Origin of the sequence: Streptomyces kurssanovii (genome assembly GCF_040677245.1) — a bacterium.
GTDB classification, from domain to species: domain Bacteria; phylum Actinomycetota; class Actinomycetes; order Streptomycetales; family Streptomycetaceae; genus Streptomyces; species Streptomyces kurssanovii.
In genome coordinates this window covers 26619-52167 of the sequence record NZ_JBFAQK010000051.1, presented here as the reverse complement: position 1 = coordinate 52167, position 25549 = coordinate 26619, and the positions used below count along the sequence as shown (strand labels likewise).

Genomic DNA, 25549 nt, shown 5'->3' with positions numbered 1-25549 from the left:
AAAGAGGCGCCGCTAGCTCAGTTGGTTAGAGCAGCTGACTCTTAATCAGCGGGTCCGGGGTTCGAGTCCCTGGCGGCGCACAACCAGACCCTGTAGGGCGTTCCGGTGATCCGGGACGCCCTACAGGGCTTTCCGCGTGAGGCGTGTCTCGCGCCGTGCGGCGCCGGACCGTGCGCCGATGTGGCGCTCCTCACAGCTCGTAGCCTCACAGCTCGTACGGATAGAGGGCCACCTTCTCCCGCTCCGCGTGGATGTCGATCCATGTCCCGAGGGACCCGTCGGGTAACGGGCCGGCCAGGTCCAGCAGGATCAAGGTCCCCGCCAGGTCCAGGACGGCGGCGGCACGGGCGACCTCGTCGAGCCGGCCGCGCAGCAGCAGACCGTCCGCCCGCGGGCCGATCAGGTAGGACTGCTCGGGGGCGGGATGCGTATTGGTCAGCCACGCCACGTCCTCGTCGACCGTCCACTCGGCGTCGTACCGGCCGGGCAGCGCGTCGGGTTCACCGCACCAGCGGGCGACGACCGGCCCGATGGGGGTGCGCGCGTGAGCGAGGCACAGTCCGCCGGGGAGCTGTTCGGTTTTCTCCAGATCGATCAGCATGGCTGCGGGCGGCCCTCCGGACGGCGAAGGAGGGATCGTTTCACGGTCATCCGATGATCCTGCCAGGTGCACCCGCTTTCCATGAACATCGCGGGCACAACGGGCACACGACCGCGGCGGCCCCCGGCGGAAGGGGTCGCCGCGGCGTGACCGGCCTGCCGTCAGAACTGCACGTCGGAGCAGGCGTAGAAGGCGTTCGCCGTGTCGTGCACCGTCCACACCGCCAGGATCAGATGGCGGCCCGACCGCTGGGGAAGGTTGCCGGAGTGGGACAGGGTCGCCGGCGGCTGCTGACCGCCGTAGGGGATGGTCAGGAAGGGCTGCGACTCCAGTGCGGCCCTGGTCAGCGGCTGGCTCGGGTTCCAGCCGGCCTTGGTGATGTAGTACTTGAAGTCGGTGGTGCGGTGCCTGGCGGTGAACTGCCAGCGGAAGGTGTAGTTCTGGCCCGAGCTGACCTTGGTGGTGGGCCAGGCTCCGCCGCGCGGGTTGTCCAGTTCGGCGAACTGGCCGTTGCCGCCCGCGCAGATCTTGCCGTCGGCCGGACCCGCGGCCGGGAAGCCCTTCGGGCCCTCGACGCTCTGCGGCTCCCACTGGATCTGGCCGCAGTTGCTCACCGTCTTGTTGGCGCAGAGCTTCTGCCGGCTGATCGGTGAGTCGGTGTAGCCGTGGCTGCTCGCGCTGCCGGTGGCGAGCAGGGTCGCACCCGTCACGACGAGGCCGACCGCGGCCGCGCCTATCTTCTTTCGCATGCTTGGCTCCTGGTAGAACGTGGGGGAGTTCCGAGGCACTTGCTGCACGCGTGCGGTATTGCTTGTTCCGGTCTAGACCAAGTTCCAATGTATTGACGCCCGTTGGAGTTGTCCAGACCAATCACGGGGCCTCGACGGCACCCGCCCGACCCGTGTAGAAGGCAACGGTCAGATCCTTCACCAGCGCCTTGCGCTCGTAGTCGTCCAGGTCGACCAGACCACGCGCGGTCAGCCGGCCCACCGTCTCCTCGACCGCGTCCACCACCGAAGTCAGCACGGTGTTCCGGTGCTTGGCGTCGATCGCCGCGACCCGGCGGCGCTGCATCGCGGCCGCCACCTCGGGCGCGTAGTCGATGCCCACCGGCTGCGCGGAGAAGACCTCGACCCCGACCGCCGCGCACTGTGCCGCCAGCATCTTCGTCAGCCTGTCCCCGACCGCCTCCGCGTTGCGCAGCGTCGGCACCGCCGGGAGGAAGGCGTCGGCGGGCAGCTGCGAGAAGACCCGCACGGTGGCCGCCTCCACCTGCTCCCGCAGATACGTCTCGTGGTCGGCCACGCCGAGCGCGGCGCGTGCCGTGTCCTTGACCCGCCACACGACCAGCACCACGGCGCGCAGCGGCGTTCCCTCGGCGTCGACGACGGCCATCGGCTCGCTGCGCCAGTGCCGCAGCCGTACGTCGATCCGCCGGCGCAGCACCAGCGGGCTGACCCACACCAGCCCGGTACGGCGCACACTGCCGCGGTAGTCACCGCAGAGGGTGAGCACCCACGCCCGGCCGACCTGGCCCCGCCCGAGCCCGCCGAGCGCGAACAGCGCCAGGATCACGCCCAGTGTGAGCAGGCACCACAGCCAGATCCCGATGCCCCCGTACGGCGGCGGGGTCAGCCCGAACACGGCCGCGAGCACCTCCGGGACCGCCCCGGTCCCCCAGATCACCGCACCGATCCCGGCGAGCGAGCAGCCGCCCGCGACGAGCGCCGTCCAGCCCGGCAGTACCGGTCCCGGGCGCTCGGCGAGCTGCGGATCGACGGACGGTACCGGCCGGGCCGCGGCGGAGGACTTCCGCGGCCCCGGCTGCTGCGGTCCGGGCGTCTGCTGCCCTGACTTCCGCGGTCGGGAACCGTCCTGGCGCGGCTGCCGCGGATCGGACTCGTCCGGGTGCTCGTGGGGCCAGCGCTTCGTCAGATCGGGCTTGCTCGTACCGGACTTCCGCGCGTCGGCCTTCCGCAGGTCCGGCTTCCGCGGGTCCTGCCGCGTCGGATCGAGGGTGCCCTGCTCGCCGCCGTTCCGCTGCTGGACCTCTTGCGTGGCGGGCGGCTCGTGCCCGACCCTCGGCTGCTCGCCCGTCCCCTGCCGCCGGGACACGACAGTGGGCCGCAGCGGGGCCGCGTCGTCCCTGAACAGCAGGTGGACGGGGATCTCGGTCGTCGTCTCGCTCGCGATGACGAAGTTGCGCCGCGGGCTCTCGGACGGCACGGTGCCCTCCGGCTCCGACGTCGTGGTGTTCATGCCTGCCGCCTTAGCTGGTCGCTCTGTGGTGTCGTCGGGTGTGCTCGTGCCCGGTGCCGTGGGACCGGGGTCCTAGGAGAAGAGACGCCTCCAGGTCTCCGGCCCCGGATAGCCGTCCGCCGCAGCGCCGCGCCAGCCCTGGGCGCGCTGGAACGCCTGGACGTTCCGGCGGTCAGCCTCGCGCCAGCGCGGGTCCGGCCCGGACGTGTAGTGCTTGCCGTAGCCGCGCTCGACCAGGCGCTTGCCCAGTTGGGTGACGTACGCGCTGGAGCGGCCGGGCCGGAAGTGGGCGCGCCCGGGGAAGGCCGGCTTACCGGCGTTCGGGCCGTTGGCCGCGGGTTTCGCGGCGGGGATGTTCCTGCCCTGCTTGTTCACCAGCAGCCGCCAGGTGTGCGGTCCCGGCAGGCCGTCCGCCTCTTTCCCGCGCCAGCCCTGGGCGCGCTGGAAGGCCTGGGTCGCCCGCCGGTCGGCCTCCGTCCAGCGCGGATCGGGCCCCTCCCGGTAGAACCGCTTGCCGCCGCGCGCCACGAGCATCTCGCCGAGGCGCGTGACGGACGCGTTGTTCGTGCCCGGTCCGAAGCGGGAGACGCCCGGGAACGGCACGGCCTCCCGCTGTCCCCCTCCGGCGCCGGTGCCGGTGCCGAGGCCCTTGTAGCGGTAGGCGACGTAGGACGCGGAGTTGTTCCAGTAGGCCATCGGCGTGGCCTGTTTGCGGGTGTGCGGCTTGGTCTGCTCGTACGCCGTGTAGTAGGTGTGCGTGTAGTCGGTCCAGCCGCCGAAGATCGTGACGTGCGAGCCGCCCGTCGGGTCGGCGGGATTGTGGAAGAGCAGGATGTCCCCGGCCTGGAGATCGTCGCGCATGATCCGGTCGCCGAACTGGGCGAGGCTTCCGGTCCACTCGTTCTTCGCCAGGTTCCAGGCCATCGACACATAGCCGGAGCAGTCCTGGCGGTAACCGTCGGACCAGTACTTGGACATGCTGTACGGCACCTTGGCGTCGACCCATTTCTTGGCGCGGTTGATGATCTCCGCGCGGGTGCTGGCGCGCAGCGGCGCCTTCGCGGCGGCGGGCCGGCCGGCCGGGCCGTGCAGTGGAGCGGTGCCGCCCTGTTCGGTGGCCGGCCCCGGCTCCGCGGTCCGCTCCCCGGCCCGTTCCCCGGGTCGCACGGCGGCGGAGGCGTCCCTCGCCGTCGCCCCCGTTCCCGTGGCTCCCAGGACGACCCCTGCGGCGGTGACGACGACCAGCGCCGTGCGGCAGCCCTGCGCCGAGAGGTGCTCCCCGGCTGCGTGCATGCGGCGCCGGTGCGCGCACCCCGCGCAGTCGCAGTCCGCGGCGGGCTCGAACTCCTCGAAGACCGGTACGGCAGCCATGTCTGTCCCCTCCGCACTCAGCAAGATCTTCTGACGATGTTTCACGGGCGCCAGTGTCCCAGCGGTATGGACATAACGCATTTTGACGGATCAAAGGTTAAAAATGATGATTCGACAGGCCGTGGCGCGTCCCGCGGCGAACAGGCGGCGGCACGGAGCACCGCCGGAGTTCCGGTAGAGTTCTCCAGGTCAGCAGGCGCCGCTAGCTCAGTTGGTTAGAGCAGCTGACTCTTAATCAGCGGGTCCGGGGTTCGAGTCCCTGGCGGCGCACGCGGAACCGAGGCCCCCTCGCCACAGGCGAGGGGGCCTCGGTCGTACCGTCGGCACCCCTTGGCCGTGCGTACGATTATTTCCGGCCAATGCCTACCGGTCGGAAACCTCCGGTCCGAGAGGGCCCCAAATCGCGCATACGATCGGTTAACAGCCCGTTCCGCCCTTGCGATCATGACTGGGCTCCGAGAACCTATGGTGGAGCCGGTCACCCCAATTGGACGCCCGGTTTGGGCAGTTGGGCGCGGTTTCCGGGGGCCGCCTCCGGTGCGCGGAGCAAGGGGCGGGGGCCCCGTCACGGTCGGATTACGCGACGGGCATCATGCAACCGAAGGGTGACCGTTTCATGTCTGTAGGAACGGTGGCCAGCCACCACTGACACGCCCGGGACAGCAGGTACAGGGGATCCTGCGGCCCCAGGTGACACGACCGACCACAGCACGCGCCGACCCCGCGTGCGGGGGGATGATCAATGACGTCGACGCCGGACGGCACCGGGCAGCCGGAAGACTCTTCGCGGACCACCCAGCTGCGCGTGCCCGCGCACCTGCGTGCCGCCACCGCGCGGCTGCGCCCCAGGAAGGCGCTGCCGCGCTACGACTACGAGCACTACAGCCGGCTGGCGGGCCCCCTCACGCAGCCCGACCCGAACCGGCCGTACAAGGTCCGGTACCGCTCGCTGCTCTCACAGGAACCCCACCGGATACGTGCCGCGCTGCTGCTCGGTGCCGCGCCGCTGCTGTCGCTGGGCCTGTTCGCCTGGCTGATGCAGCCGCAGCACTGGACCGACCGCGACCCGAACCTCAAGAACGATCTGCTGCTCGCCCTCGACATCGTCATGCTCGTCTCGATCGGCCTGATCGAGCTGTTCCGGACGATGAACGTGCTGTCCAACGCCCACGCGACGCTCGTGGCACGCGACCCGGTGCCCGTGGTGCCGGAGTCGGGCACCCGCGTCGCCTTCCTCACCTCCTTCGTGCCGGGCAAGGAGCCCCTGGAGATGGTGACGAAGACCCTCGAGGCGGCGGTGAGGATCCGGCACCGGGGCCCGATGCACGTCTGGCTGCTCGACGAGGGCGACGACCCGGCCGTCAAGGAGGTCTGCGCCCGTCTCGGTGTCCACCACTTCTCCCGCAAGGGCGTCGCCAGGTGGAACCAGGAGAAGGGCGCGCACCGGGCGAAGACCAAGCACGGCAACTACAACGCCTGGCTCGAGGCGCACGGCGGCGACTACGACTTCTTCGCCTCCGTCGACACCGACCACGTACCGCTGCCCAACTACCTGGAGCGGATGCTCGGCTACTTCCGCGACCCGGACGTCGGCTTCGTCATCGGCCCCCAGGTCTACGGCAACTACGACACCTTCGTCACCAAGGCCGCCGAGTCGCAGCAGTTCCTCTTCCACGCCCTGATCCAGCGCGCGGGCAACCGCTACGGCGCACCGATGTTCGTCGGCACGTCCAACGCCGTGCGTATCAGGGCCATCAAGCAGATCGGCGGCCTGTACGACTCGATCACCGAGGACATGGCCACCGGCTTCGAGATGCACCGCGCCACGAACCCGGCCACCGGCAACAAGTGGCGCTCGGTCTACACGCCCGACGTCCTGGCCGTCGGCGAGGGGCCCACGGCCTGGACCGACTTCTTCACCCAGCAGCTGCGCTGGTCCCGCGGCACGTACGAGACGATCCTCAAGCAGTACTGGAAGGGCTTCGGCACCCTGCCGCCCGGCAAGCTCTTCAACTACACGATGATGATCATCTTCTATCCGATGTCGGCCCTCAACTGGATCCTCGCGGCGCTGAGCTGCGCGCTGTTCCTGGGCATGGGCGCCTCCGGTGTGCAGATCGACCCGGCCATCTGGATGATGCTCTACGGCAACGCCTCCGCCCTCCAGATCGGCCTGTACATCTGGAACCGCCGGCACAACGTGTCGCCGCACGAGCCGGAGGGCTCAGGCGGCCTCGCCGGCATGGTGATGTCGGCGCTCTCCGCGCCCATCTACGCCCGTTCGCTGATGGACGCCGTACTGCGGCGCAAGAGCACGTTCGTGGTGACCCCCAAGGGCGACTCGTCCAGCCCCGACACCCTGTTCGGCACGTTCCGCGTCCACCTGTTCTTCATCGCGGTCTTCGGTGGTTCGCTCGCCTCGTCGTTCTGGCTCGGGCACAACCATCCGGCGATGATCACCTGGGCGTCGCTGGCGCTGCTGATCACGGCCGCGCCCATCTTCGCCTGGCGGCACGGCATCGCCGCGGAGAAGAAGAAGCGCAGGAGACGGCACGCGGGAGACGGGCCCCCGACCGGGCCGGGAACCGGCGGCCCTCATGTGCCGCAGCAACGGCCCCGCTTCGCGGACCCCCGGCCAGGTCCCGGAGGGGCCACGGACCAGACCATACAGATCGCCCTTGGGGGACGTAAGAAATGAGCACGATGCCCGCGCGGCCGAACCACCGCAAGAACCGCGCCCGCCGAATAGCCATCGGCGCGGCGGTGATCGTGGTGGTCGCCGGGTTCAACGGGCCCGCCATCTGGCGCTTCGGCTCGGAGCAGTACCACGACTACGAGATCAACAAGCCGGAGTACAAGGCGGCGAACGGACACTGGGACTTCCTCGACGTCCCCTCCGAGTTCAGGATCAACAGCATCCACGCCGCGCTGCTGCACACCGGTAAGGTGCTGCTCATCGCCGGTTCCGGCAACAACCAGAAGAACTTCGACGCCAAGAAGTTCGAGTCGGTGCTCTGGGACCCGAAGACGAACAAGTTCAAGAAGATCCCCACCCCCAAGGACATGTTCTGCGCCGGGCACACCCAGCTGCCCGACGGCAAGCTGCTGGTCGCGGGCGGCACCAAGCGGTACGAGAAGCTCAAGGGCGACGTCACCAAGGCCGGCGGCCTGATGATCGTCCACAACGAGGACCCGGACGCGCCCAAGACCCTGCCCGCGGGCACCAAGTTCACCGGCAAGAAGAGCGGCAAGACGTTCGTCTCCAAGGACCCGGTCCTCGTGGAGAAGGCGAAGAAGGTCTTCGATCCGAAGACCGGCCGCTTCCTGCGCACCGAGGCGGGCCTCGGCCGGATCTACGTCGAGGCCGAGCGGTCGGGCAAGCAGTACGAGACCGGCACCGAGGACAACTACCGCGTGCAGGGCCTCAAGGGGTCCGACGCCCGGAACGTCTACGGCATCGCCCAGAAGCTCGCCCTCGACAAGAAGGACTTCCAGGGCATCAAGGAGGCCTTCGAGTTCGACCCGGTCGCGGAGAAGTACATCCCCGTCGACCCCATGAACGAGGCCCGCTGGTACCCCACGCTGACCACCCTCGAGGACGGCAAGGTCCTCTCGCTCTCCGGCCTCGACGAGATCGGGCAGATCGTTCCCGGCAAGGACGAGATCTACGACCCGAAGACGAAGACCTGGGAGTACACCGGGGTCATCAGGAAGTTCCCCACCTACCCGGCGATCTTCCTGATGGACAACGGCAAGCTGTTCTACTCCGGCTCCAACGCCGGTTACGGGCCCGCCGACGTGGGCCGCGACCCGGGCGTCTGGGACCTGGACACCAACAAGTTCACCAAGATCCCCGGCCTGTCGGACCCCGACCGGATGGAGACCTCGGCGACGGTCATGCTGCCGCCCGCCCAGGACCAGAAGTTCATGGTCATCGGCGGCGGCGGGGTCGGCGAGTCGGAGAAGTCGAGCGAGAAGTCCCGGCTGGTCGACCTCAAGGCCGACAACCCCCGCTTCACGGACGGACCGTCGCTGGACAAGGGCACCCGCTACCCGAGCGCCTCGCTGCTGCCCGACGACTCCGTGCTCGTCACCGGCGGCTCCGAGGACTACCGGGGGCGTGGCGGCTCCGATGTGCTCCAGGCCCGCACGTACGACCCGAAGACCGGGACGTACAAGCGCGTCGCCGACCCGGCCGTGGGCCGCAACTACCACTCCGGTTCCGTGCTGCTGCCGGACGGACGCGTCATGATCTTCGGCTCGGACTCGCTCTTCTCCGACAAGGACAACACCCGGCCGGGGGTCTTCGAGCAGCGCATCGAGATCTACACGCCGCCCTACCTCTACCGGGACAGCAGGCCCGAGGTGACCGGTGGCCCGAAGACGATCGGACGCGGGGAGAAGGGCACCTTCAAGGTCACGAGCGAGAAGGCGCTGAAGACGGCGAAGCTGATGCGGCCCAGCGCGGTCACGCACGTCACCGACGTCGACCAGCGCTCGATCGCGCTGGAGATGAAGAAGACCGCGGACGGAGTGGAGATCACCGTGCCCAGGAACAGGGCACTGGTGCCGTCCGGTCACTACATGTTCTTCGTGACGGACGAGGCGGGCACACCGTCCGAGGCCGTGTGGGTCGAGGTCCCGTAACGGACCTCCTGAACACGGAAGGGCCCGGCAGCGCGTCCCCTGCTGCCGGGCCCTTCCGTACGTCTACTTGGTGTTGCGGGCCAGACCGAGCGCGTACTCGGGCCACCAGTCGCCCGCCTTGGGACCGCCCTTGCAGTCGCCGTCGGACTCACCGGGCCGCTTGACCCACAGATAGGCGTCGACGAGCGGGTCGCCGGTCCTGGTGGTCGGCGGCTCACCCAGCGCGCGGCCGGGCGGGTTGCACCAGTTCTCCGCCGGATCGCCCTCCGTGTAGGGGCCGTTGCCGTTGCGGCTGGTGTCGATGACGAAATGCTTCCCGCCGAACTTCTCCGAGAGCTTCTTGCCGAACTGCTTACTGGCGTCGGTCGGGTAGAAGTTGGAGACGTTCACCGCGAAACCGTCGGCCTGCTCCACACCGGCCCGCTTCAGCGGGTCGTACAGCGCGTCCGGATTGGACCAGCCCGCGTTTCCGGCGTCCAGGTACACCTTCGTCCCAGGCTGCTGCTTCAGCCTTTCCACGGCTCCCTTGAGCAGGTCGTACCGCTCCTCGTGGAACTCCTGCGGCGTGCAGTTGTCCACCAGGTGCAGCACCGCGTCCGGCTCGAGGATCACCGTGGCACGCCGGTCGCCGATGCCCTTGGCGACGCTGTCGACCCATGCCCGGTAGGCGTTCCCGTCGGCCGCGCCGCCCTTGGAGAACTGACCGCAGTCGCGGTGCGGGATGTTGTAGAGGACGAGCACGGCGTCCCGGTCGGCCTTCGCGGCCGCCTCGGTGATGCCCTCTGCCTCCGCCTCCGGGTCGTCCGGGCCGATCCATTCACCGGCCGGCTGCTCCGCGATCTTCTTGATCAGTTCGGCGTTCGCCGTCTCGCCGTTCTCCCGGTAGACGGCGACCTGCCGGGCCGCCTTGCCGTCCGGGTTGACCCAGTACGGGTCGTCGCCCTTGGGCTGCTGGCCGACGACCGGCCGGTCGTCCCTGCCGCCGTCGCCGTCGGAGGAACAGCCCGCCGTCAGCAGCACCGCTCCCGCGGCGGCAAGGCACGCGCCCGTCCGGGCACCCCGGCCGACCAAACTGCGGTACATCCACTCCCCCTTGGTGCACAGTGCGTGGTGTCCGGCCCTGTGGGTCCCCCCGGACAGGACCGGTCGATCCATCCTGGCACACACGGGGCGGCGCTCCGCAGGTCCGCCCGGTCTCGTCGGCATACCGTGACGAGCACCCGGCACGCGCCGCCGGCCACGGGCCTGAGCGGTCCGTCAGGCCGCGGAGACACCCGTCAGGTACGCGTACACGACGACGTTCGCCGTGTACGTGCCGGCCGCGCGGTCGAAGGTGCCGCCGCAGGTGATGAGGCGCAGTTCGGCACGGCCCTCCTGCCGCGGGCCGTAGACCTCCTGCGGATCGAACCGGTCGCGGGAGAAGACCTTGACGTCGTCGATGGTGAACTCCGCGACGGAACCGTCTGCCCGGGTCACCTCGATCCGCTCGCCCGGCCGGGCGGCGCTCAGCCCGTAGAACACCGCGGGCTTCGTCTCCGTGTCGACGTGCCCGACGAGCAGCGCGGCGCCGGGCTCCCCGGGCTCGGTGCCGTCGCCGTACCAGCCCACGGTCTGCGGCGAGTCCAGCGGGGGCGGGTCGACCGCTCCGGCGGCGTCGAGGCCGCGAGGCACGACGGGAGCGGCGATGCCGACGGCGGGAACGGACACCCGTCGCGGCTCCGCGGCGTCGATCGGCCGGTGCTCGGCCGGCATCGGGATGCCGGGCGGGCGGCCCACCGCGGCGATGTCGCCGGTGGTCGGCGCGGAGCTGCCGAGGTGCGCGCCCGGGGCCTCGCTCCCCCACAGCCACAGTCCGAGGACCACCACCGCCCAGGCCACTCCGGTGACGAGCCGGCCGTTGCCGGGAGCCGCGGCGGGGACGGACGAGGGCGCGGGACGGTCGGCGCCGGACATGACTAGTCGGCGCCCGTCCGCCGACGGCGGCGGGCGCTGCGCAGGGCTACGACGACGGCGGCCACGCCCGCGAGGGCGAGGCCGATGACGGTCTGCGGGGTGCTGGGCCCGGCGTCGTCCGCGTCGACGCTCGAGACGGGGGCGGCGAGCACGGCGGCGCCGCCTCCGCCCGCCCGTACGGGGGCGACGGGTGATTCGTGGGGCCGTGACGCGCTCGGGGACGGGCGGTCCGGCGGTTCCTCGTGTCCGGGGGTGTGCGACGGCCTGGGCCGGGACGGGTGCGACGGCTGCACCGGGTGGGACGGCCGGTGCGGGTGGCGCTCGACCTGGACGCTGCCCGCGTGCCGGTGGTCGCGGAGGTCGCAGGTGACCCGTAGGGGGTAGGTACCGGGCGCGGCGTCGGCTCTGACCTCCGCCCTGCCGGTCAGCCAGCCGTGCCCGCCCTTCGCCGACAGTTCGGCGTCCGCGGCGAAGGCGGGGGACCGGGCGGCGCCGGATCTGTCCCGGCAGCCCACGACGCGGATCTCGACCTCGGCGCCGGGCCGGGCGGCGGCGGGGTTCACCGTGGCCTTCACGGTGTCGCCGGCGAAAGCGGCGGGCGCGGGCGCCATGACCAGCACGGCGGCCACCCCTGCCACACGGAAAGCTATGGAACCAGTACGCATCGTGAACCTCCTGATACCGCCAGAGTCACGCGTCTGGGTCGTTTCCGCATCCGCAGGAATGGCCGCCGGTTCCCGCCGACGTCGCTGACCTGCTCAGATGCGGTCGACGAGGTCCGCGATCGAGTCGACGACCTTGGACGGCCGGAACGGGTAGCGGTCGACCAGAGCAGGGGTCGTGGAGCCGGTGAGCACCAGGAAGGTCTCCATGCCGGCCTCGAGTCCGGCGAGCACGTCGGTGTCCATCCGGTCGCCGATCATCGCGCTGGTCTCGGAGTGTGCGCCGATGGCGTTCAGCCCGGTCCGCATCATCAGCGGGTTGGGCTTCCCCGCGAAGTACGGGTCCTTGCCGGTCGCCTTGGTGATCAGCGCGGCGACCGAGCCCGTGGCGGGAAGCGGCCCCTCCGCGGAGGGGCCGGTGTTGTCGGGGTTGGTGCAGATGAACCGGGCGCCGCCGTTGATCAACCGGATCGCCTTGGTCAGCGACTCGAAGCTGTAGGTGCGGGTCTCTCCGAGCACGACGTAGTCGGGGTCGTGGTCGGTGAGGATGTAGCCGATGTCGTGGAGCGCCGTGGTCAGCCCGGCCTCGCCGATGACGTAGGCGGTGCCGCCCGGCCGCTGGTCGTCGAGGAACTGCGCGGTGGCCAGGGCCGACGTCCAGATGTTCTCCACCGGCACGTCGAGGCCCATGCGGGCCAGGCGGGCGTGCAGGTCGCGCGCCGTGTAGATGGAGTTGTTGGTGAGCACCAGGAACGGCTTCCCGGTCTCCCGCAGCTTCTTGATGAAGGCGTCGGCGCCGGGAATCGGGACGCCCTCGTGGATGAGGACACCGTCCATGTCGGTGAGCCAGGATTCGATCGGCTTGCGCTCTGCCATCAGACGGACTCCTGCCGTACGGAACATGCGTGCTGGGGCGCCGCGACTGCGCTGTGGCGACGCCCCCAGCCTAATCAGGAAGTCCGGATCCTTACCCCGTCGATCACCCAGTACCAGTTGTCGGCTCCGTGTAGTGGAAGCGGAAGCTGACGCTGGAGGCGCCGGGAGGCACGACCACGGCGGGCGACCGGGCCGGGGATCTCCCGCTTGGGCGTCTTACGGGCCTTCAGCCGAAGGGCACTTTGACGTCAACTTCCTTACCATCCCGGTTCGTTCGCGGTGCGCTCGGCGATAGCCGGCGAACAGGTCATGCCACGCCCGCCGGGACCGGTCACCAGCCAGGCGCCGTCGCGGACCTGCTGCCGGTGGGCGACCCGTGCGGTGTCGGCGCACTGCGCGTACACACCGGCCCGGCGCCGGCGGATCCTCGGCAGCGGCCGTCCGAGGAAGCCGGCGTGGCTCAGCGCCGGTGCGGCCCGGTGCGCCGGCGGCGGGTGAGGAGCGCCAGGGCCCCGGCGCCCAGCAGGATCGCGCCGCCGACCCCGACACCGATACGGGTGAGCGGTCCGGAGCCGGTGGTGGCGAGCTGGCCGGAACGGCTCGGCGACACCCCGGCGGGCGTGGCCGCCGGGGTCGGCGACCCGCTGGGGGACGGCTCCACGGTGGGCCGGGCGGGGCTGGGCTCGGCGGACCGGTGCCCCTCCCCCTCGACGACGGTGAAGCGGTGGTCCCCCGACGCCCCCACCCAGTCGCCGTCGTCCCCCTTGCGCTGCACGACGGCGGCGTTGACGGTGACGGTGTTCGAGGGTGTGTCCGCGGCGAGCGAGAGCCTCGTCCGTACGGTGACCGTCGCGCCGGCCGGTACGGCGAAGCCCTGGAAGCCGTCGAAGACGCCGACGATCTCGTCCTCGGCGGTCCCTTCGAGCACGACCGGGCGCCAGCGGTCCGCGTCCTCGTCGTAGAACTCGAGGGTGACGCGGTCCTCGGTGAATCCCGGGTCCTTGGCGGTGAGTACGAGCACGGGGTGGATCCGGTGACAGGTCTCGCGGGTGCTGTTCGTGAGGTCCACCGACCAGGAGTGGAAGCCCGAGCCCGCCCGGACGGTGGCGGGACCGCCGTGGATCCGGGTCCTGATCGGGAACACCGGATCGGAGGCCTTGCCGCAGGAAGGCGCACGGTCGGCCGGCTGGTCGCCGGACCGGTCCCCGGCCGGCGCGGTGGGGGCGGCGAACGGGGCGGGGACGGGCCGCTGGGGGCCGCGGGCGGCGATGGCGGCCGAGCCGCTGACCACCGCGGACGCGATCAGCGCCGCGGCGGCTCCGAGGGCGAGGGCATTGCGCGTTCGCATGAGAGGCAGGCCTTTGCTTGCTCGCGTACTGCCAGGATCGCCCGGGCACACGCGGCCCGGGACCGTGCCATGTGTGCCCGGCGGCGCCGTCACGGCAGGCCAGGTACGGCCGATCAGCGGCTGAACGCCCCTCCTGTCAGCGTATTTCCGGCGCCTGGTGATTGGCCTGCGGCCCCTCATGGGACGCGGCGGCCGGAGCGACCGCTTCCGACCGGCCGAACAGCGGGGCGAGCACGAGCTGGGCGGCGCCGTCGGCGACGGTCTGCTCGCCGTCCCCCGCGGCGGCCGTCACCGGGATGTCGGCGAGCGGGGCGAGCACGGCACGCACTCCCCGTACGAACTCGTCCGCCGCGGCGTCGACGACACGGCCGCCCAGGACGACCCGTTCGATGTCGAGGAGTTCCACGAGGTTGGTGGCGCCGACGCCGAGGACGCGGGCGGCGCCCGCGATGTCGCCACGGGCGACCGCTTCCAGGCAGAGCACCTCGATGCAGCCGTGTCTGCCGCAGGTGCACAAAGGCCCGTCGAGCTGGATCACCTGGTGGCCGAACTCGCCGGCGTCGGTGCGTGCGCCCCGGTAGAGCACGCCGCCGAGGACGAGCCCGGCGCCGAGCCCGGTGCCGAGGTGGAGGTAGGCGAAGGAGTCGCCGGGGCCGCGCAGCGCGATGCCGAGGGCGGCGGCGTTGGTGTCCTTGTCGAGGACGACGGGCAGCCCGAGACGTCCGGCGAGCACGTCACGCAGCGGGAAACCCTCCCACTGGGGGAAGCCGGTGACGCGCTGGGTCACGCCGTTGAAGTGGTCGAGCGGCCCCGGCATGGCGACACCGACGCCGAGCACCCGCAGACCGGCCGCGCCGAGGACGGGACCCCCGGGTCCGGCCGGGTCCGCGTCCGCCAGCAGGACCCCGACCTCGGCCACCGCCTTCGCGACGACCGCCTCGGTGCCGGCGCCGAGGTCCAGCGGGACCTTCCGGCCGGCGACACGGGTGCCTGCGAGGTCGACCAGGACCACGGTCAGCTCGTCCCGGTCCAGATGGACGCCCAGCGCATACCCCGCGGAGGGCACCAGGCGCAGTACCGTCCGCGGTTTACCGCCGGTCGAGGCACGCTGTCCCGCCTCTTCGACCGTGCCCTCCTCGCGCAGTCGGGCGACAATCTTGCTGACGGCCTGGGGCGTGAGCCCCGTGCCCTCGGCCAGCTCGAGCCTGCTGATGCCGGCCTCGCCCGCTGTCCGCAGCAGGTCGAGGACGAGCGCCGCATTGTGGCTGCGCAGCGCGGGCAGATTGGCTCCCACTCCCGCCATGCTCCTGTTCACTCCTCCATTGTCCGCCCCGCTTGCACTTTGGCAACACCGTTGCTTAAGTGGACGGCATGACTGGTACCGGCTCTCCCCTCCGCGTCGCACTCATCGGCTACGGCCTGGCGGGCTCCGTCTTCCACGCCCCGCTGATCGCCGCCACCGAGGGTCTCGTCCTCGACACGGTCGTCACCTCCAGCCCGGAGCGGCAGGAGCAGGCCCGCGCGGCGTTCCCCGGGGCCCGCGTCGAGGCGTCGCCGGACCGCCTGTGGGCCCGCGCCGACGAGCTCGACCTGATCGTCGTCGCCACGCCGAACAAGACGCACGTCCCGCTCGCCCGCGCCGCCCTCGAAGCGGGTACCCCGGTCGTCGTCGACAAGCCCGTCGCCGGCACCGCAGTCGAGGCGCGGGCGCTCGCCGCCCTGGCCGCCGAGCGCGGTCTGGTGCTCTCCGTGTTCCAGAACCGCCGCTGGGACAACGACTTCCTGACCCTGAGAGGGCTCATCGAGGCCGGCGAGCTCGGCGAGGTGCAGCGCTTCGAGTCCCGTTTCGAGCGCTGGCGCCCGCAGCTCAAGGGCGGCTGGCGCGAGTCGGGCGACCCGCAGGAGATCGGCGGCCTGCTCTACGACCTGGGCAGCCATGTCGTCGACCAGGCGCTGACGCTCTTCGGCCCGGCGGTGCGGGTGTACGCGGAGTCCGACGTACGCCGCCCCGGCGCGCAGGCCGACGACGACACGTTCATCGCGATCACGCACGCGAACGGCGTCCGCTCGCATCTGTACGCCAGCGCCACGACCGCGCAGCTCGGCCCCCGATTCCGGGTTCTGGGCTCCGCAGGCGGGTACGTGAAGTACGGCCTGGACCCGCAGGAGGACGCTCTGCGCGCCGGCCGCCGCCCGGACGACGGCGAGCCGTGGGGCGTGGAGCCGGAGTCGATGTGGGGCCGGGTCGGTGCGGGAGAGTCGCCGCTGACGGGCGGAGGCGCTCCCGTGGAGACTGTGCCGGGCGACTACCCCGCGTACTACGCGGCGGTCGCCGCCGCGGTGCGCGACAAGGCCGCTCCGCCGGTCACCGCGGAGGAGGCCGCGGCCGCCCTGGACGTACTGGAGGCCGCCCGCCGTTCCGCCCGTGAAGGGATCACCGTCACCGTGGAGGTCACCGCATGAACACGGACACGATGAAGCCGGTCCCCCACCTCACCGTCGATGAGATCGTGCAGCAGGAGCGGCGGCTCACCCTGCGCCGGTTCACCCACTCCGACGCGTGGGCGCTCGGCAGCATGCTGGTCGAGATGGCACACCTGCGGGAGGCTCCGGTGGCCATCGACATCCACCGCGGGGCGCAGCAGTTGTTCCACGCCGCACTGCCGGGCTCCAGCGCCGACAACGACGCGTGGATCGACCGGAAGCGGCGGGTCGTGGAGCGGTACGGCGAGAGTTCGTACCTGGTCGGGGCACGTCACCGCGCCAAGGGCACCACGTTCGAGGAGTCCTCGCGGCTGGATCCGGACGTCTACGCGGCGCACGGCGGCTCGTTCCCGATCACGGTCGTCGGAGCCGGTGTCGTCGGCTCGGTGACGGTCTCGGGTCTGCCGCAGGCGGAGGACCACGCGATGGTGGTCGAGGCGCTGGAGCGCTTCATCGCCAGGTGACACCGCCGTCAGGTCCGTGCGGTGCGGCGGGCGCGGTCCGCTGCCGCGTCCGCCGCACCGCACGCCCCCCGTCCCGGGCGTGCGGGCTCAGGCGTCCTTGAGCTCCTGGCGCTGGCGGCCGAGGCCGTCGATCTCGAGCTCGACCACGTCACCGGCGCGCAGGAACGGCTTCGGCTCGGGCTGCCCGAGGGCGACACCCGCCGGCGTACCGGTGTTGATGATGTCGCCCGGATACAGGGCCATGAACCGGCTGACGTACCGGACGACGTCGGCGACCGGGAAGATCTGGTCGGCGGTCGTGCCGTTCTGCTTGAGCTCGCCGTTGACCCACAGCCGTAGCCCCAGGGCCTGCGGGTCCGGCACCTCGTCCGAGGTCACGAGCCACGGCCCCAGCGGGTTGAACGTCTCGCAGTTCTTGCCCTTGTCCCAGGTGCCGCCGCGCTCGATCTGGAACTCGCGTTCCGACACGTCATGGGCGACGGCGTAGCCGGCGACGTACGACAGCGGGTCCTCGTCCGGCTCGATGTAGCGGGCCGTACGTCCGATGACCACCGCGAGCTCGACCTCCCAGTCGGTCTTGCGGCTGCCACGCGGGACGAGCACGGTGTCGTCCGGTCCGACGACGGTGTCGGCGGCCTTGAAGAAGACGACCGGCTCCGCCGGAGGCTCGGCCCCGGTCTCGGCGGCGTGGTCGTGGTAGTTCAGCCCGATGCACACGACCTTTCCGATCCGGCCGACCGGCGGCCCGACGCGGAGCCCGGCCGCGTCGAGTACGGGCAGGTCACCGGCCTCGGCCGCGGTCCTGATCCGGTCGAGGGCGGCGGCGTCGGCGAGCAGCGCCCCGTCGATGTCCGTGACGAGACCGGACAGGTCGCGCAGCGTCCCGTCCTGGTCGAGCAGCGCGGGACGCTCGGCGCCTGCCGTGCCGACACGCAGCAACTTCATGGTCTGTCTCCCCTGGTCGAGTACGAACCCGGCCCGATAGGTGCGGCCATCGGAGGATCGGAGGATTGGCTGATCCTCCAAGACATCCGACCACCCTGCAAGACCCTGTTCACAACCTGGACCCTTACCGACGGGTAGCGGCCCCACGGTGTGTGCCGATGAGGACCCCGGACAGGGCCTCGGACAGGGCCTCGAAGCAGGGTGTCGGCCGAGGCGCGGGACCGGCGACCGGAGCGCCCTCGGCCGGTGCCGGGCCAGGACCTCGCCACCCGGCGCGCACGAGGCCGCCGCCCGCCCCGGCCAGGGCCGGTGTCCGGCCCCGTCCCGGCCAAGGTCGTCACCCCACCCCGGCCAGGGCCGCCGTCCGGCATGGGCCGGCAGCCGCCCCGGCCCGGGTTCGCCGTCCCGGCCCCCGGCCAAGGTCGTCGCCCCGCCCGGCCAGGGCCACCGTCCGGCATGGGTCGGCAGCCGCCCGGCTAGGGTCGGGGCCATGTCCGTCGCACGCTCCGTCGCCCTGTTCGTCGCCGCGGCCTTCCTCGAGATCGGCGGGGCCTGGCTCGTCTGGCAGGGCCTTCGCGAGCACCGGGGCCTGCTCTGGATCGGCGGGGGCGTGGTCGCGCTCGGCCTGTACGGCGTCGTCGCCACGTTCCAGAGCGACGCGAACTTCGGCCGCGTCCTCGCCGCGTACGGCGGTGTCTTCGTCGCCGGTTCCCTCGCCTGGGGCATGGTCGCGGACGGCTACCGGCCCGACCGTTACGACATCGCCGGCGCGCTGATCTGCCTCGCCGGAATGGCCGTCATCATGTACGCGCCGCGCGGCCACTGATCCGGCGGCAGCCCGCGCCGGGCTGCGGCCACTGATCCCGGCGGCAGCCCGCGCCGGGCCCGTTCAGAGCTGCGCCACCGGTACCGGCGTGTCCCGGTAGAGGAAGACCCGCTCCACCGCCGTCCAGGTGGTGGAGGTGACGACGTAGAGCGCGGCGGCCAGCGGTACGACGGCGACGGTCGCGAGCGTGGCGAACGACAGCAGCGGCATGATCTTGGTCATCGCCCCCATGCCCGGCATCTGTTCGCCGACGGCGGGTGCGGCGGCCATCTGCCGCTTGGTGCGCCGGTAGGTGAAGGTCGCGACGGCGGCGACGATCACGAAGAGAGCGACGTAGACGAGACCGGCCCCGCCGAACATGCCGCCGTGCGCGAGGGCGTCCGTCCAGCGGTCGCCGAGGGGCGCGTCGAACAGCGCGTGGCCGAGGAGTCCGTTCGGTTCGCCGCCGATCTCGGTGCTCGAGAACAGGTGGTACATCAGGAAGAACGCCGGCAGCTGGAGCAGGCTCGGCAGGCAGCCGGAGAGCGGCGACACCTTCTCCCGCGCGTACAGCTCCATCGTCGCCTTCTGCAGCCGCTCCGGGCTCTTGCCGTGCTTGGTGCGCAGTTCGGCGAGCTGCGGTGCGAGCCGGGTGCGGGCCTTCTGGCCACGGGCGGCCGCGCGGGAAAGGGGGTGGACGGCGAGGCGCACGAGCGCGGTGAAGGCGATGATCGCTGCGGCGGTGGCGGACGCGGCGAACAGCGGCCGGAGCAGCTCCGCGAGCTGCTCGACCAGGGTGGCGAAAACGGACATGGGTGAGCCCTCCGGGGGTCTCGTCGTGCCGGGGAACGAGGACATGACGGCATGACGGCCCGCGCGGGGACTGCGTAGTGGCGTGGTGGTGCCTACGGGGCCGTCAGGAGGGGACGACCGGGCGCTCGGGGACGCGTACGCCCCCGGGCATCGGGATCGCGCTGCGGCAGGAACGCGGTGCGTTGCTCGCGGTCGCGCAGGGCGGTCCGGACTCGGGTGCGTGGCACGACGGGCGCGCAGCGCGCGCTGATGACGGCACAGACGAGGAGGGCGGATCCGACGGCGGCGGTGGCGGTCGCGGCGAGGGCGAGCGCGGCGGAGATGCTGCCGCCGTCGACGAGGAGGACCTCGATCAGCAGCAGGAGCAGCAGCGCGGCGGGGCGGAGCAGCCGAGCCGTACGACCGGCCATGCGCCCCTCCCTCTGTCAGTGACGACCGGGGCGTGCTCGCGCCGGCCTCGCGCACACGGGAAGACGAACAACTCCCTCCCGAGGTTCCCGTTCGCATGCGCCTCCCGGGCATCTCCCGGGACGCGCATCGGGAGGGACGGCCCGCGACCGGCGCCGGTCTCAGCTATTTGAACGGTTGATTACAGAGAATCACGTTGCGGTCACGTTAACCGTGCAGGTCTTGACGCTTCTCGACCCACAGAGTTGGCTTTCGGCCACCTTGGCTGCAATTGATGCGGCCTGTCAGGGAGGTTGGATTCAACCAATGAACGCACTTCTGCGTCGTGCCGCCGTCGCAGCCGCCACCGCCGCGATGGTCGTACCGCTCTCCGGCTGTGGGACCACCGAGGAGCCGGGTGTGAGGCTGACCGATGACATCGTTGTTGGTCTGCTGCTTCCGGAGAACCAGGCCGCTCGCTACGAGCAGTTCGACAAACCGGTCATCGAGGAACGCATAGCCCGGCTCACCAACAGCAAGGGCAAGGTCCTCTACGCCAACGCCAAGCACGACGCCGATCTGCAGACGCAGCAGCTCGAGTCGATGATCGAGGAACAGGTCGACGTGCTGATCGTCGACGCGGTGGACGCCAAGGCCATCGGCGGCGCGATCGAGAAGGCCGACGAGGCCGGTATCCCCGTCGTCGCCTTCGACCGCCTCGCCGAGGGACCGATCGACGGCTACGTCTCCTTCGACAACGAACAGGTCGGCCACATCCAGGGCAAGGCCCTGCTGAAGGCCCTCGGCGACGACGCCGGGTCGGGCAAGGTCGTGATGATGAACGGCGCGCTCACGGACCCGAACGCCGCCATGTTCAAGAAGGGCGCCCACACCGAGCTCGACGGCAAGGTGGAGATCGGCCTGGAGTACGACACCAAGGACTGGAAGCCGGAGAACGCCAAGGCCAACATGGACGCGGCGATCGCCACCCTCGGCAAGGACGCCATCGTCGGCGTCTACTCCGCCAACGACGGCATGGCGGGCGGCATCATCTCCGCGCTCAAGGCGGCCGGCCTGTCCGACCTCCCGCCGGTCACCGGCCAGGACGCGGAACTCGCGGCGGTGCAGCGCATCGTCGCCGGTGATCAGTACATGACGGTCTACAAGCAGTACGCGCCGGAGGCCGCGGCCGCCGCGGAGATGGCCATCCTGCTGGCCAGGAACATGTCCCTCGGAGCCGCCGCGCACACCGACATCGACACCCCGACGGAGAAGTCCGTCCCCACCGTGCGCATCCCGGTGATCGCGCTGACCAAGGAGAACATCAAGGAGACCGTCGTCGCCGACGGCCTCTACACGGTGGAGCAGATCTGCGAACCCCAGTTCGCGGCCGCCTGCGCGGAGCTCGGCCTCTCGTAGCCGCCCCCGCCGCGTCCCTGGGTGTCGGAACGCCACGCGCCCGTAGCCCTGGCCGTCGCCGTGACCCTGATCCTGGCCGTGGCCGGGGCCGCGCACCCGGACCGGTGGTCGGCGCGGCCGCGTGGAGGTGGTCAGCGTGGCCCCGTGGAGGTGGTCAGCGTGGCCGCATCGACGCCAGCCGGCCCCACACCACGAGCCGGTACTTCGAGCTGAACTCGGGCGTGCATGTCGTCATCGTCAGGTAGTGCCCCGCCGCGCCGTACCCGGCGGCGGGGCGCACCGCGCTCCGTGGAACGGGCTCGATCACCCCGGTGTCGCCGGGCAGCGTCTTCGTGAGCACCTTGTCGACGGCGTACACGTAGACCGCGTCGCCCGTCTCGATCTCCACGGTGTCGCCGGGGCGGAGCCGGTCGATGCGGCGGAAGGGCTCGCCGTGGGTGTTGCGGTGCCCGGCGACGGCGAAGTTCCCTGCCCGGCCCGGCTGGGCGGTCCGCGGGTAGTGCCCGACGTACCCCTTGTCGAGGACACCCCGCTTGGCGACGCCCTCGGCGACGGGCGCGACGACGCCGAGGGCGGGTATGCGCAGGACGGCGTACGCCTGGTCCGGGCGAGGGCGGGACGGCTCAGGTTCGGGATCCGGGCGCGTCCCGTCCTCGGTACCGGGCTCTTGTCCCGTCTCTTCCGGTGCGGGCACCGGCACCGGCACGGGATCCGGAGCCTCGCGCTCCCAGTGCCGTTCCAGTGCCTGGACCTGCCGCTGCGCGCCCTGTCCGGCCTGCCGGTTGCTCCACCACAACTGGTGGACGACGAGGAGCAGCACGACGACACCGAAGGTGACGGCCACCTCCGCGGCGGTCCATAGCAGACGGGCGAGCCGAACACGCCCCTGCCGCCGTCCCCGTACCGGCGGCCGTCGCCGTGCCGCCGTCCGGCGCGCAGCCCTGGGCCATGACCGTCGCCGCGGCCATGACCGTCGCCCCGCCCACCGCCGCTGCTCCCACCGCCTCCGCACGGGCGCAGGGTAGGGCCGAGGCCTTCAACTCACCAGCGTTCCGGCCGCCTCCGCACCGGACGCGGCCGGCACCGGGTCCGCCGCGACCGGGCCCGGGGGCGGAATCGGGTCGGCCCCCTGCCGTGGCCCGTACAGCAGTACGGTGTGCTGCATGCGCCCCGACACGCCTGCTGACCACATTGCCGAAGCCGAGCGCCTGCTGCGTACCGCCGAGCAGTATCCCGAGGACGCGGAACCGCTGCTCCTCCAAGCCGCAGCCCACCTGGAACTCGCCGGCGAACGCGGCCGTGCCTCCACCCTCTACGACCGCCTCCTGGCGTCCGAACACCCCGAGCACCCGCAGCTCGTCAAGGCCCTCCAGGCCGCCAACCTCTGGGAGTACGGTCACGAGGCCGAGGCCCGGGCCCTGATCAACGGCATCCGCTCCGCCGCGCCGACGGAGGCCGCGCCGTGGGAGATCGTCGCCGAGACGCTGGAGAACCACGACGAGCTCGAGGCCTCCCACGAGTGCTTCTCGACAGCCCTGTCGATCCTCCTCACCGAGGGCGACGACGACGTCCCTTACGCGACGCGGTCCCTCCTCTCCGGCCGCCACCGCGTCCGCCGCCTGCTGGGCCGCCCCCACGACGAGTGGGACTCCCTGGCCGACCGGGTCCACTCCGGCCACACCCCGGACGTCTCCCTCGACGAACTCCACGACCCGAAGCGCCTGTGGGCGCTCGGCTCCGACAACCCGGCCGAGCTGAAGGCCGAGATCGCCCGCCTCCGCTCCGAACTGGGGTCCTACCGCTCGGCCCTGTCCCGCCCCTTCCCGGTCGCGGTCCTCCACTGGCCGGAGGCGGAGCTCGACGAGCTCCTCGAGGCCTATCCGCAGCTCGAGTCCGAGTACCCGACCCACCGGGCCCACCTCACGGACATCGAGGCCTCCCTGCGCGACCTGTCGGCCACGGGCACGGAGAACCTGGGCATCGTGACGGCGACGGTCCCCTCGTACGAGGCCTTCGCCGCCTCCGAGCAGTCCTCCCCCGCGAACGCGGACCTCCTCCCCCAGTACGCGACCACGCTGGCCGCCCGCGGCCGCGCGGTGGCCTGGCCGCCGCCGAAGGGCGCGGCCTGCTGGTGCGGGTCGGGGCGGACGTACGGGGAGTGCCACGGGGTGGCGGAGCTGTAGCGCGGGCTTCACCGGTCGCTCGGCGCGCCGCCTCTCCTCGGCGTCGCGCTCACGCGTGCGGACGGCGACGAGCGGGCCGGACGCACCGACCTGTCCGGTCGGTGCGCACGGCCTGTTCGTGTTCCGGGCCGGACGGGGCCCGGACGGGGCCACCCCGCCGGCCTCGGGTCCGGGCTCGGGTCCGGGTTCGGGTCCGGGTTCCCGTCCGGGGCAGCCCGGGTGTGCGTCAGGGGCGGACGAGCAGCACGTTGCCGAGGGAACGCTGACCCGCGGCGTCCGACGGCCGGTTGACGATTCCGGACCCCGCGGTCGCCATGACGCTGGACCCCCCGCCGTCGAGGTTCATCGCCTCGCGCGCGCCGAGGGCCCTCATGAGTTCAGCGGTCCTCGCGATGCCGAGGCCCTCGCTGTATCCGGCCTGCCGGCCGTCGACGACCACGAGCATCATGCGGCCCTGCCCGTCGACGCCGATCATCGATCGCGGGTTGCCGCGCACGGTCCAGTTGTAGGTGAAGGTCTGGTCCGTGCCCTCGCGGATCAGCCCGTCCGCCGCGGCGTTGACCGAGACCCTCCCGTCCCGCACCAGGGTCGGGCCGACCTGGAGGATGGTCGTGTCGGGGGTGAGCGCGACCCTGCGGCCCCGGCCGTCCTCCACCCGTTCGGTGACCGTCAGCCTCGTGCCGACCGTGGCGTGCTCGAGCAGCCAGCCGGCGCGGTCCCCGATGGCCTGGACGGTCGACCCGCCCGCGGGCACCGCCGCGCCGCGCGACGTGTTCACCGCGGTCACCCTGCCCGTCGCGTCGAGCACCACCTCGGCCCCGGCGCCGGTCGGCGTCCGGCCGAACTCCGGGGTGAAGCGGACGAGTTCGCTGCTGTCGGTGCACCGCAGGTCGTGCTGCGGCCTCTCGGTGGGCAGGTCGCCGCCCACACCACCGCAGTTCCAGACGTCGCCGGGCACCCGGTTGACGCCGTCGATCTCGACCGTCTCGCCGCCGGCCCGCAGCGTCACATGCGCCGTGAAGGCGTCCACGTCGACCGACCGTCCCCCACGGGTGATCTTCACTCCGCCCCGGCCCTGGGTCGCGGAGCCGAGCAGCTTGCCGTCCTTGACGTACAGACCGCCGGGAGCGTTGTTGTAGAACCACTGGCCGTTGACCCCGGCTATCGCGCCGGTCGCGGCCATGAGGTCGGTCAGCTTCTCCGTACCGTTCAGCGCCGGCCCGAAGTCGGTGCCCACGGTGCCCTCGAACGTGCGGAAGTCCACGCGCAGTACGTGCACCTTCTGCGGTGCGCCGAGGTCGTTGCCGTCCTGCGCGATGTAACGGGTGCCGCCCGCGAACCCGGCCGCCCGGACCTGGCTCAGCGCGGCCGCGGCGTCCGCCTCGGCCGCGTACCGTCCGACCCGCACGGTCCATCCCAGCGTCCCGGCGGGCCGGTCGGCGTAGGCGGGGATCACGACCCGCTCCACGCGCGGGGCGAAGCCCCTGTCCCGCACCGCGTCGGCGACCCGGTCGGCGATCGCCTTCGAACCCAGCGCCGTACCAGCGCTCTTGAGCGGTCCGTCGACGGTGGCCGGCAGATACACGTGCACGGTCCACTGGTCGTCGGCGTCCCGCTTCCCGAGCGACATCGAGGTCAGCGTCACACCCGGTCTCACGGTGGTGGTCTCGGACGCGGCGCCGAGCAGCCATGACGGCGTCGCGGAACGGGCGCCGGAGACCGCCGTCGGCGCCGCGGGGGACGCCGGCGCCGCGCCCGCCTCTGCGGAGCCGGACACCGGCGGCGGCGAGGCCTCCGCGCCGGGCACGACCACGGCCGCGCCCATGACCGCCGCAGCCGCTGCCAGGATGGAGAGGGACTTTCGCTGCATGATCGTCCTTCGATCGTCGGAACTGTACGGCGAGGACAGTCAATTGCCGCCAGATGTCCCGGGGCACAACTCCCGCGGCTGCGCGGTTGAAGGCACACGTTCATGCAGATGAATGAGGACGGATACGGGGCGGGTGAGGCCGCCCTCGCCCCCCACGCGCTCGGCCCGCCGGCCATGCGGGTGCCGCACGCTACGTGCTTGGGTATCTCCTCGAGGCCGAACAGGGGGTCCGCGCCCGACTGGCGGCGCACCAGCCGCGGGGCGACATCCGGACGCGGCACCGGCGTCGGGTGACCAGGCCGGCGTCGACGATAGGTGTTTCAGTACCCCGCCGTGCTGTCCGTGGTCGGCGCGCGTCCTGTGGTGCGTCGTACCGGGGCGCCCGCGGGTCAGTCCGGCGGAAGAGACACGCCCTTGTCTTCACGGCGTGTGTATCCGCCGCCGGGCACGAGAGGACGTCCC

The 25549-nt window shown here is 71.6% G+C and carries 22 protein-coding genes, 2 tRNA genes and 1 pseudogene; 9 read left to right on the top strand and 16 right to left on the bottom strand.

Features of this window, described 5'->3' with window-relative positions:
• Nucleotides 1-6 precede the first annotated feature (6 nt).
• Nucleotides 7-80, top strand: a tRNA-Lys gene (locus AB0K36_RS27050).
• A gap of 125 nt (nucleotides 81-205) precedes the next feature.
• Here the strand turns inward: AB0K36_RS27050 and AB0K36_RS27045 are convergent.
• The 4 genes from AB0K36_RS27045 to AB0K36_RS27030 form a co-directional block, all read right to left on the bottom strand.
• Nucleotides 206-601 carry a hypothetical protein gene (locus AB0K36_RS27045; RefSeq protein ID WP_364599352.1) on the bottom strand — a complete coding sequence of 132 codons (396 nt, stop codon included), beginning with the start codon at nucleotides 599-601 and terminating at the stop codon, nucleotides 206-208.
• A gap of 161 nt (nucleotides 602-762) precedes the next feature.
• Complete coding sequence (locus tag AB0K36_RS27040) at nucleotides 763-1350, bottom strand: lytic polysaccharide monooxygenase auxiliary activity family 9 protein (RefSeq protein WP_364599350.1); 588 nt, start codon at nucleotides 1348-1350, stop codon at nucleotides 763-765.
• A gap of 121 nt (nucleotides 1351-1471) precedes the next feature.
• Nucleotides 1472-2860: an SPFH domain-containing protein gene (locus AB0K36_RS27035; protein ID WP_364599347.1), complete on the bottom strand. Its 1389-nt coding sequence runs from the start codon at nucleotides 2858-2860 to the stop codon at nucleotides 1472-1474.
• A gap of 72 nt (nucleotides 2861-2932) precedes the next feature.
• On the bottom strand, nucleotides 2933-4231 hold the full coding sequence (locus AB0K36_RS27030; protein ID WP_364599344.1) for a peptidoglycan-binding protein: 1299 nt from the start codon (nucleotides 4229-4231) through the stop codon (nucleotides 2933-2935).
• Nucleotides 4232-4427: 196 nt separating this feature from the next.
• Between AB0K36_RS27030 and AB0K36_RS27025 the strand changes: the two genes are divergently transcribed.
• The 3 genes from AB0K36_RS27025 (at nucleotide 4428) to glxA (ending at nucleotide 8878) form a co-directional block, all read left to right on the top strand.
• Nucleotides 4428-4501 (top strand) — tRNA-Lys (locus tag AB0K36_RS27025).
• Nucleotides 4502-4973: 472 nt separating this feature from the next.
• The gene (locus AB0K36_RS27020; RefSeq protein WP_364599341.1) at nucleotides 4974-6929 is read left to right on the top strand and encodes a glycosyltransferase family 2 protein; all 1956 of its coding nucleotides are present in this window, start codon (nucleotides 4974-4976) and stop codon (nucleotides 6927-6929) included.
• Nucleotides 6926-8878: a radical copper oxidase GlxA gene (glxA, locus tag AB0K36_RS27015; RefSeq protein ID WP_435877944.1), complete on the top strand. Its 1953-nt coding sequence runs from the start codon at nucleotides 6926-6928 to the stop codon at nucleotides 8876-8878. Before AB0K36_RS27020 ends, glxA begins: the two co-directional genes overlap by 4 nt.
• Before the next feature lie 63 nt (nucleotides 8879-8941).
• On the opposite strand, the gene AB0K36_RS27010 is transcribed toward glxA, so the two are convergent.
• The 7 genes and pseudogenes from AB0K36_RS27010 to AB0K36_RS26980 all read right to left on the bottom strand — a co-directional run bounded on the left by AB0K36_RS27010 (nucleotide 8942) and on the right by AB0K36_RS26980 (nucleotide 15020).
• The gene (locus AB0K36_RS27010; protein WP_364599338.1) at nucleotides 8942-9961 is read right to left on the bottom strand and encodes a glycoside hydrolase family 6 protein; all 1020 of its coding nucleotides are present in this window, start codon (nucleotides 9959-9961) and stop codon (nucleotides 8942-8944) included.
• 174 nt (nucleotides 9962-10135) lie between these two features.
• Nucleotides 10136-10831: a class F sortase gene (locus tag AB0K36_RS27005; RefSeq protein WP_364599335.1), complete on the bottom strand. Its 696-nt coding sequence runs from the start codon at nucleotides 10829-10831 to the stop codon at nucleotides 10136-10138.
• A gap of 2 nt (nucleotides 10832-10833) precedes the next feature.
• Nucleotides 10834-11496 carry a hypothetical protein gene (locus AB0K36_RS27000; protein ID WP_364599332.1) on the bottom strand — a complete coding sequence of 221 codons (663 nt, stop codon included), beginning with the start codon at nucleotides 11494-11496 and terminating at the stop codon, nucleotides 10834-10836.
• A gap of 93 nt (nucleotides 11497-11589) precedes the next feature.
• Nucleotides 11590-12369, bottom strand: coding sequence for an HAD-IIA family hydrolase (locus tag AB0K36_RS26995; RefSeq protein ID WP_159691710.1), 780 nt, complete (start codon nucleotides 12367-12369; stop codon nucleotides 11590-11592).
• A gap of 257 nt (nucleotides 12370-12626) precedes the next feature.
• Nucleotides 12627-12818 (bottom strand): annotated as a pseudogene (locus AB0K36_RS26990) (FAD-dependent oxidoreductase); the annotation flags it as partial.
• An 11-nt stretch (nucleotides 12819-12829) separates the two neighbouring features.
• Entirely contained in the window at nucleotides 12830-13717 is an 888-nt protein-coding gene (locus tag AB0K36_RS26985) for a hypothetical protein (protein WP_364599329.1), read from the bottom strand.
• Nucleotides 13718-13853: 136 nt separating this feature from the next.
• Complete coding sequence (locus AB0K36_RS26980) at nucleotides 13854-15020, bottom strand: ROK family transcriptional regulator (RefSeq protein ID WP_364599326.1); 1167 nt, start codon at nucleotides 15018-15020, stop codon at nucleotides 13854-13856.
• A 68-nt stretch (nucleotides 15021-15088) separates the two neighbouring features.
• On the opposite strand from AB0K36_RS26980, the gene AB0K36_RS26975 reads away from it, so the two are divergent.
• Together AB0K36_RS26975 and AB0K36_RS26970 are read left to right on the top strand one after the other, a co-directional pair.
• Nucleotides 15089-16180, top strand: a complete 1092-nt coding sequence (locus tag AB0K36_RS26975) for a Gfo/Idh/MocA family oxidoreductase (RefSeq protein WP_364599323.1) — start codon at nucleotides 15089-15091, stop codon at nucleotides 16178-16180.
• Nucleotides 16177-16665 carry a heme-degrading domain-containing protein gene (locus AB0K36_RS26970; protein ID WP_364599320.1) on the top strand — a complete coding sequence of 163 codons (489 nt, stop codon included), beginning with the start codon at nucleotides 16177-16179 and terminating at the stop codon, nucleotides 16663-16665. The genes AB0K36_RS26975 and AB0K36_RS26970 overlap by 4 nt, the downstream gene beginning before the upstream one ends.
• An 87-nt stretch (nucleotides 16666-16752) precedes the next feature.
• On the opposite strand, the gene AB0K36_RS26965 is transcribed toward AB0K36_RS26970, so the two are convergent.
• On the bottom strand, nucleotides 16753-17610 hold the full coding sequence (locus AB0K36_RS26965) for a fumarylacetoacetate hydrolase family protein (protein ID WP_364599317.1): 858 nt from the start codon (nucleotides 17608-17610) through the stop codon (nucleotides 16753-16755).
• 490 nt (nucleotides 17611-18100) lie between these two features.
• Here AB0K36_RS26965 and AB0K36_RS26960 point away from each other — a divergent pair, with 490 nt between their 5' ends.
• Complete coding sequence (locus AB0K36_RS26960; RefSeq protein ID WP_364599314.1) at nucleotides 18101-18436, top strand: YnfA family protein; 336 nt, start codon at nucleotides 18101-18103, stop codon at nucleotides 18434-18436.
• 63 nt (nucleotides 18437-18499) lie between these two features.
• Here the strand turns inward: AB0K36_RS26960 and AB0K36_RS26955 are convergent, their stop codons facing one another.
• A complete protein-coding gene (locus AB0K36_RS26955) occupies nucleotides 18500-19228 on the bottom strand; it encodes a YidC/Oxa1 family membrane protein insertase (RefSeq protein ID WP_364599307.1) in 729 nt (242 codons plus the stop codon).
• Nucleotides 19229-19320: 92 nt separating this feature from the next.
• Nucleotides 19321-19638 carry a DUF6412 domain-containing protein gene (locus AB0K36_RS26950; RefSeq protein ID WP_364599304.1) on the bottom strand — a complete coding sequence of 106 codons (318 nt, stop codon included), beginning with the start codon at nucleotides 19636-19638 and terminating at the stop codon, nucleotides 19321-19323.
• Between the two features lie 304 nt (nucleotides 19639-19942).
• Here AB0K36_RS26950 and AB0K36_RS26945 point away from each other — a divergent pair, with 304 nt between their 5' ends.
• On the top strand, nucleotides 19943-21034 hold the full coding sequence (locus tag AB0K36_RS26945) for a sugar ABC transporter substrate-binding protein (protein ID WP_364599301.1): 1092 nt from the start codon (nucleotides 19943-19945) through the stop codon (nucleotides 21032-21034).
• A 154-nt stretch (nucleotides 21035-21188) separates the two neighbouring features.
• Here the strand turns inward: AB0K36_RS26945 and AB0K36_RS26940 are convergent, their stop codons facing one another.
• The gene (locus AB0K36_RS26940; protein WP_435877943.1) at nucleotides 21189-21878 is read right to left on the bottom strand and encodes a class E sortase; all 690 of its coding nucleotides are present in this window, start codon (nucleotides 21876-21878) and stop codon (nucleotides 21189-21191) included.
• 319 nt (nucleotides 21879-22197) lie between these two features.
• Here AB0K36_RS26940 and AB0K36_RS26935 point away from each other — a divergent pair, with 319 nt between their 5' ends.
• Nucleotides 22198-23217, top strand: coding sequence for an SEC-C metal-binding domain-containing protein (locus tag AB0K36_RS26935; RefSeq protein WP_364599298.1), 1020 nt, complete (start codon nucleotides 22198-22200; stop codon nucleotides 23215-23217).
• Nucleotides 23218-23443: 226 nt separating this feature from the next.
• Here the strand turns inward: AB0K36_RS26935 and AB0K36_RS26930 are convergent, their stop codons facing one another.
• Complete coding sequence (locus AB0K36_RS26930; protein ID WP_364599295.1) at nucleotides 23444-25087, bottom strand: phosphodiester glycosidase family protein; 1644 nt, start codon at nucleotides 25085-25087, stop codon at nucleotides 23444-23446.
• Nucleotides 25088-25549 lie beyond the last annotated feature (462 nt).

What these genes read in the sequence shown, in the direction of transcription:
- AB0K36_RS27045 (WP_364599352.1), bottom strand. Translation starts at nt 601, where the DNA reads ATGCTGATCGATCTGGAGAAAACCGAACAGCTCCCCGGCGGACTGTGC.
- AB0K36_RS27040 (WP_364599350.1), bottom strand. Translation starts at nt 1,350, where the DNA reads ATGCGAAAGAAGATAGGCGCGGCCGCGGTCGGCCTCGTCGTGACGGGT.
- AB0K36_RS27035 (WP_364599347.1), bottom strand. Translation starts at nt 2,860, where the DNA reads ATGAACACCACGACGTCGGAGCCGGAGGGCACCGTGCCGTCCGAGAGC.
- AB0K36_RS27030 (WP_364599344.1), bottom strand. Translation starts at nt 4,231, where the DNA reads ATGGCTGCCGTACCGGTCTTCGAGGAGTTCGAGCCCGCCGCGGACTGC.
- AB0K36_RS27020 (WP_364599341.1), top strand. Translation starts at nt 4,974, where the DNA reads ATGACGTCGACGCCGGACGGCACCGGGCAGCCGGAAGACTCTTCGCGG.
- glxA (WP_435877944.1), top strand. Translation starts at nt 6,926, where the DNA reads ATGAGCACGATGCCCGCGCGGCCGAACCACCGCAAGAACCGCGCCCGC.
- AB0K36_RS27010 (WP_364599338.1), bottom strand. Translation starts at nt 9,961, where the DNA reads ATGTACCGCAGTTTGGTCGGCCGGGGTGCCCGGACGGGCGCGTGCCTT.
- AB0K36_RS27005 (WP_364599335.1), bottom strand. Translation starts at nt 10,831, where the DNA reads ATGTCCGGCGCCGACCGTCCCGCGCCCTCGTCCGTCCCCGCCGCGGCT.
- AB0K36_RS27000 (WP_364599332.1), bottom strand. Translation starts at nt 11,496, where the DNA reads ATGCGTACTGGTTCCATAGCTTTCCGTGTGGCAGGGGTGGCCGCCGTG.
- AB0K36_RS26995 (WP_159691710.1), bottom strand. Translation starts at nt 12,369, where the DNA reads ATGGCAGAGCGCAAGCCGATCGAATCCTGGCTCACCGACATGGACGGT.
- AB0K36_RS26985 (WP_364599329.1), bottom strand. Translation starts at nt 13,717, where the DNA reads ATGCGAACGCGCAATGCCCTCGCCCTCGGAGCCGCCGCGGCGCTGATC.
- AB0K36_RS26980 (WP_364599326.1), bottom strand. Translation starts at nt 15,020, where the DNA reads ATGGCGGGAGTGGGAGCCAATCTGCCCGCGCTGCGCAGCCACAATGCG.
- AB0K36_RS26975 (WP_364599323.1), top strand. Translation starts at nt 15,089, where the DNA reads ATGACTGGTACCGGCTCTCCCCTCCGCGTCGCACTCATCGGCTACGGC.
- AB0K36_RS26970 (WP_364599320.1), top strand. Translation starts at nt 16,177, where the DNA reads ATGAACACGGACACGATGAAGCCGGTCCCCCACCTCACCGTCGATGAG.
- AB0K36_RS26965 (WP_364599317.1), bottom strand. Translation starts at nt 17,610, where the DNA reads ATGAAGTTGCTGCGTGTCGGCACGGCAGGCGCCGAGCGTCCCGCGCTG.
- AB0K36_RS26960 (WP_364599314.1), top strand. Translation starts at nt 18,101, where the DNA reads ATGTCCGTCGCACGCTCCGTCGCCCTGTTCGTCGCCGCGGCCTTCCTC.
- AB0K36_RS26955 (WP_364599307.1), bottom strand. Translation starts at nt 19,228, where the DNA reads ATGTCCGTTTTCGCCACCCTGGTCGAGCAGCTCGCGGAGCTGCTCCGG.
- AB0K36_RS26950 (WP_364599304.1), bottom strand. Translation starts at nt 19,638, where the DNA reads ATGGCCGGTCGTACGGCTCGGCTGCTCCGCCCCGCCGCGCTGCTGCTC.
- AB0K36_RS26945 (WP_364599301.1), top strand. Translation starts at nt 19,943, where the DNA reads ATGAACGCACTTCTGCGTCGTGCCGCCGTCGCAGCCGCCACCGCCGCG.
- AB0K36_RS26935 (WP_364599298.1), top strand. Translation starts at nt 22,198, where the DNA reads ATGCGCCCCGACACGCCTGCTGACCACATTGCCGAAGCCGAGCGCCTG.
- AB0K36_RS26930 (WP_364599295.1), bottom strand. Translation starts at nt 25,087, where the DNA reads ATGCAGCGAAAGTCCCTCTCCATCCTGGCAGCGGCTGCGGCGGTCATG.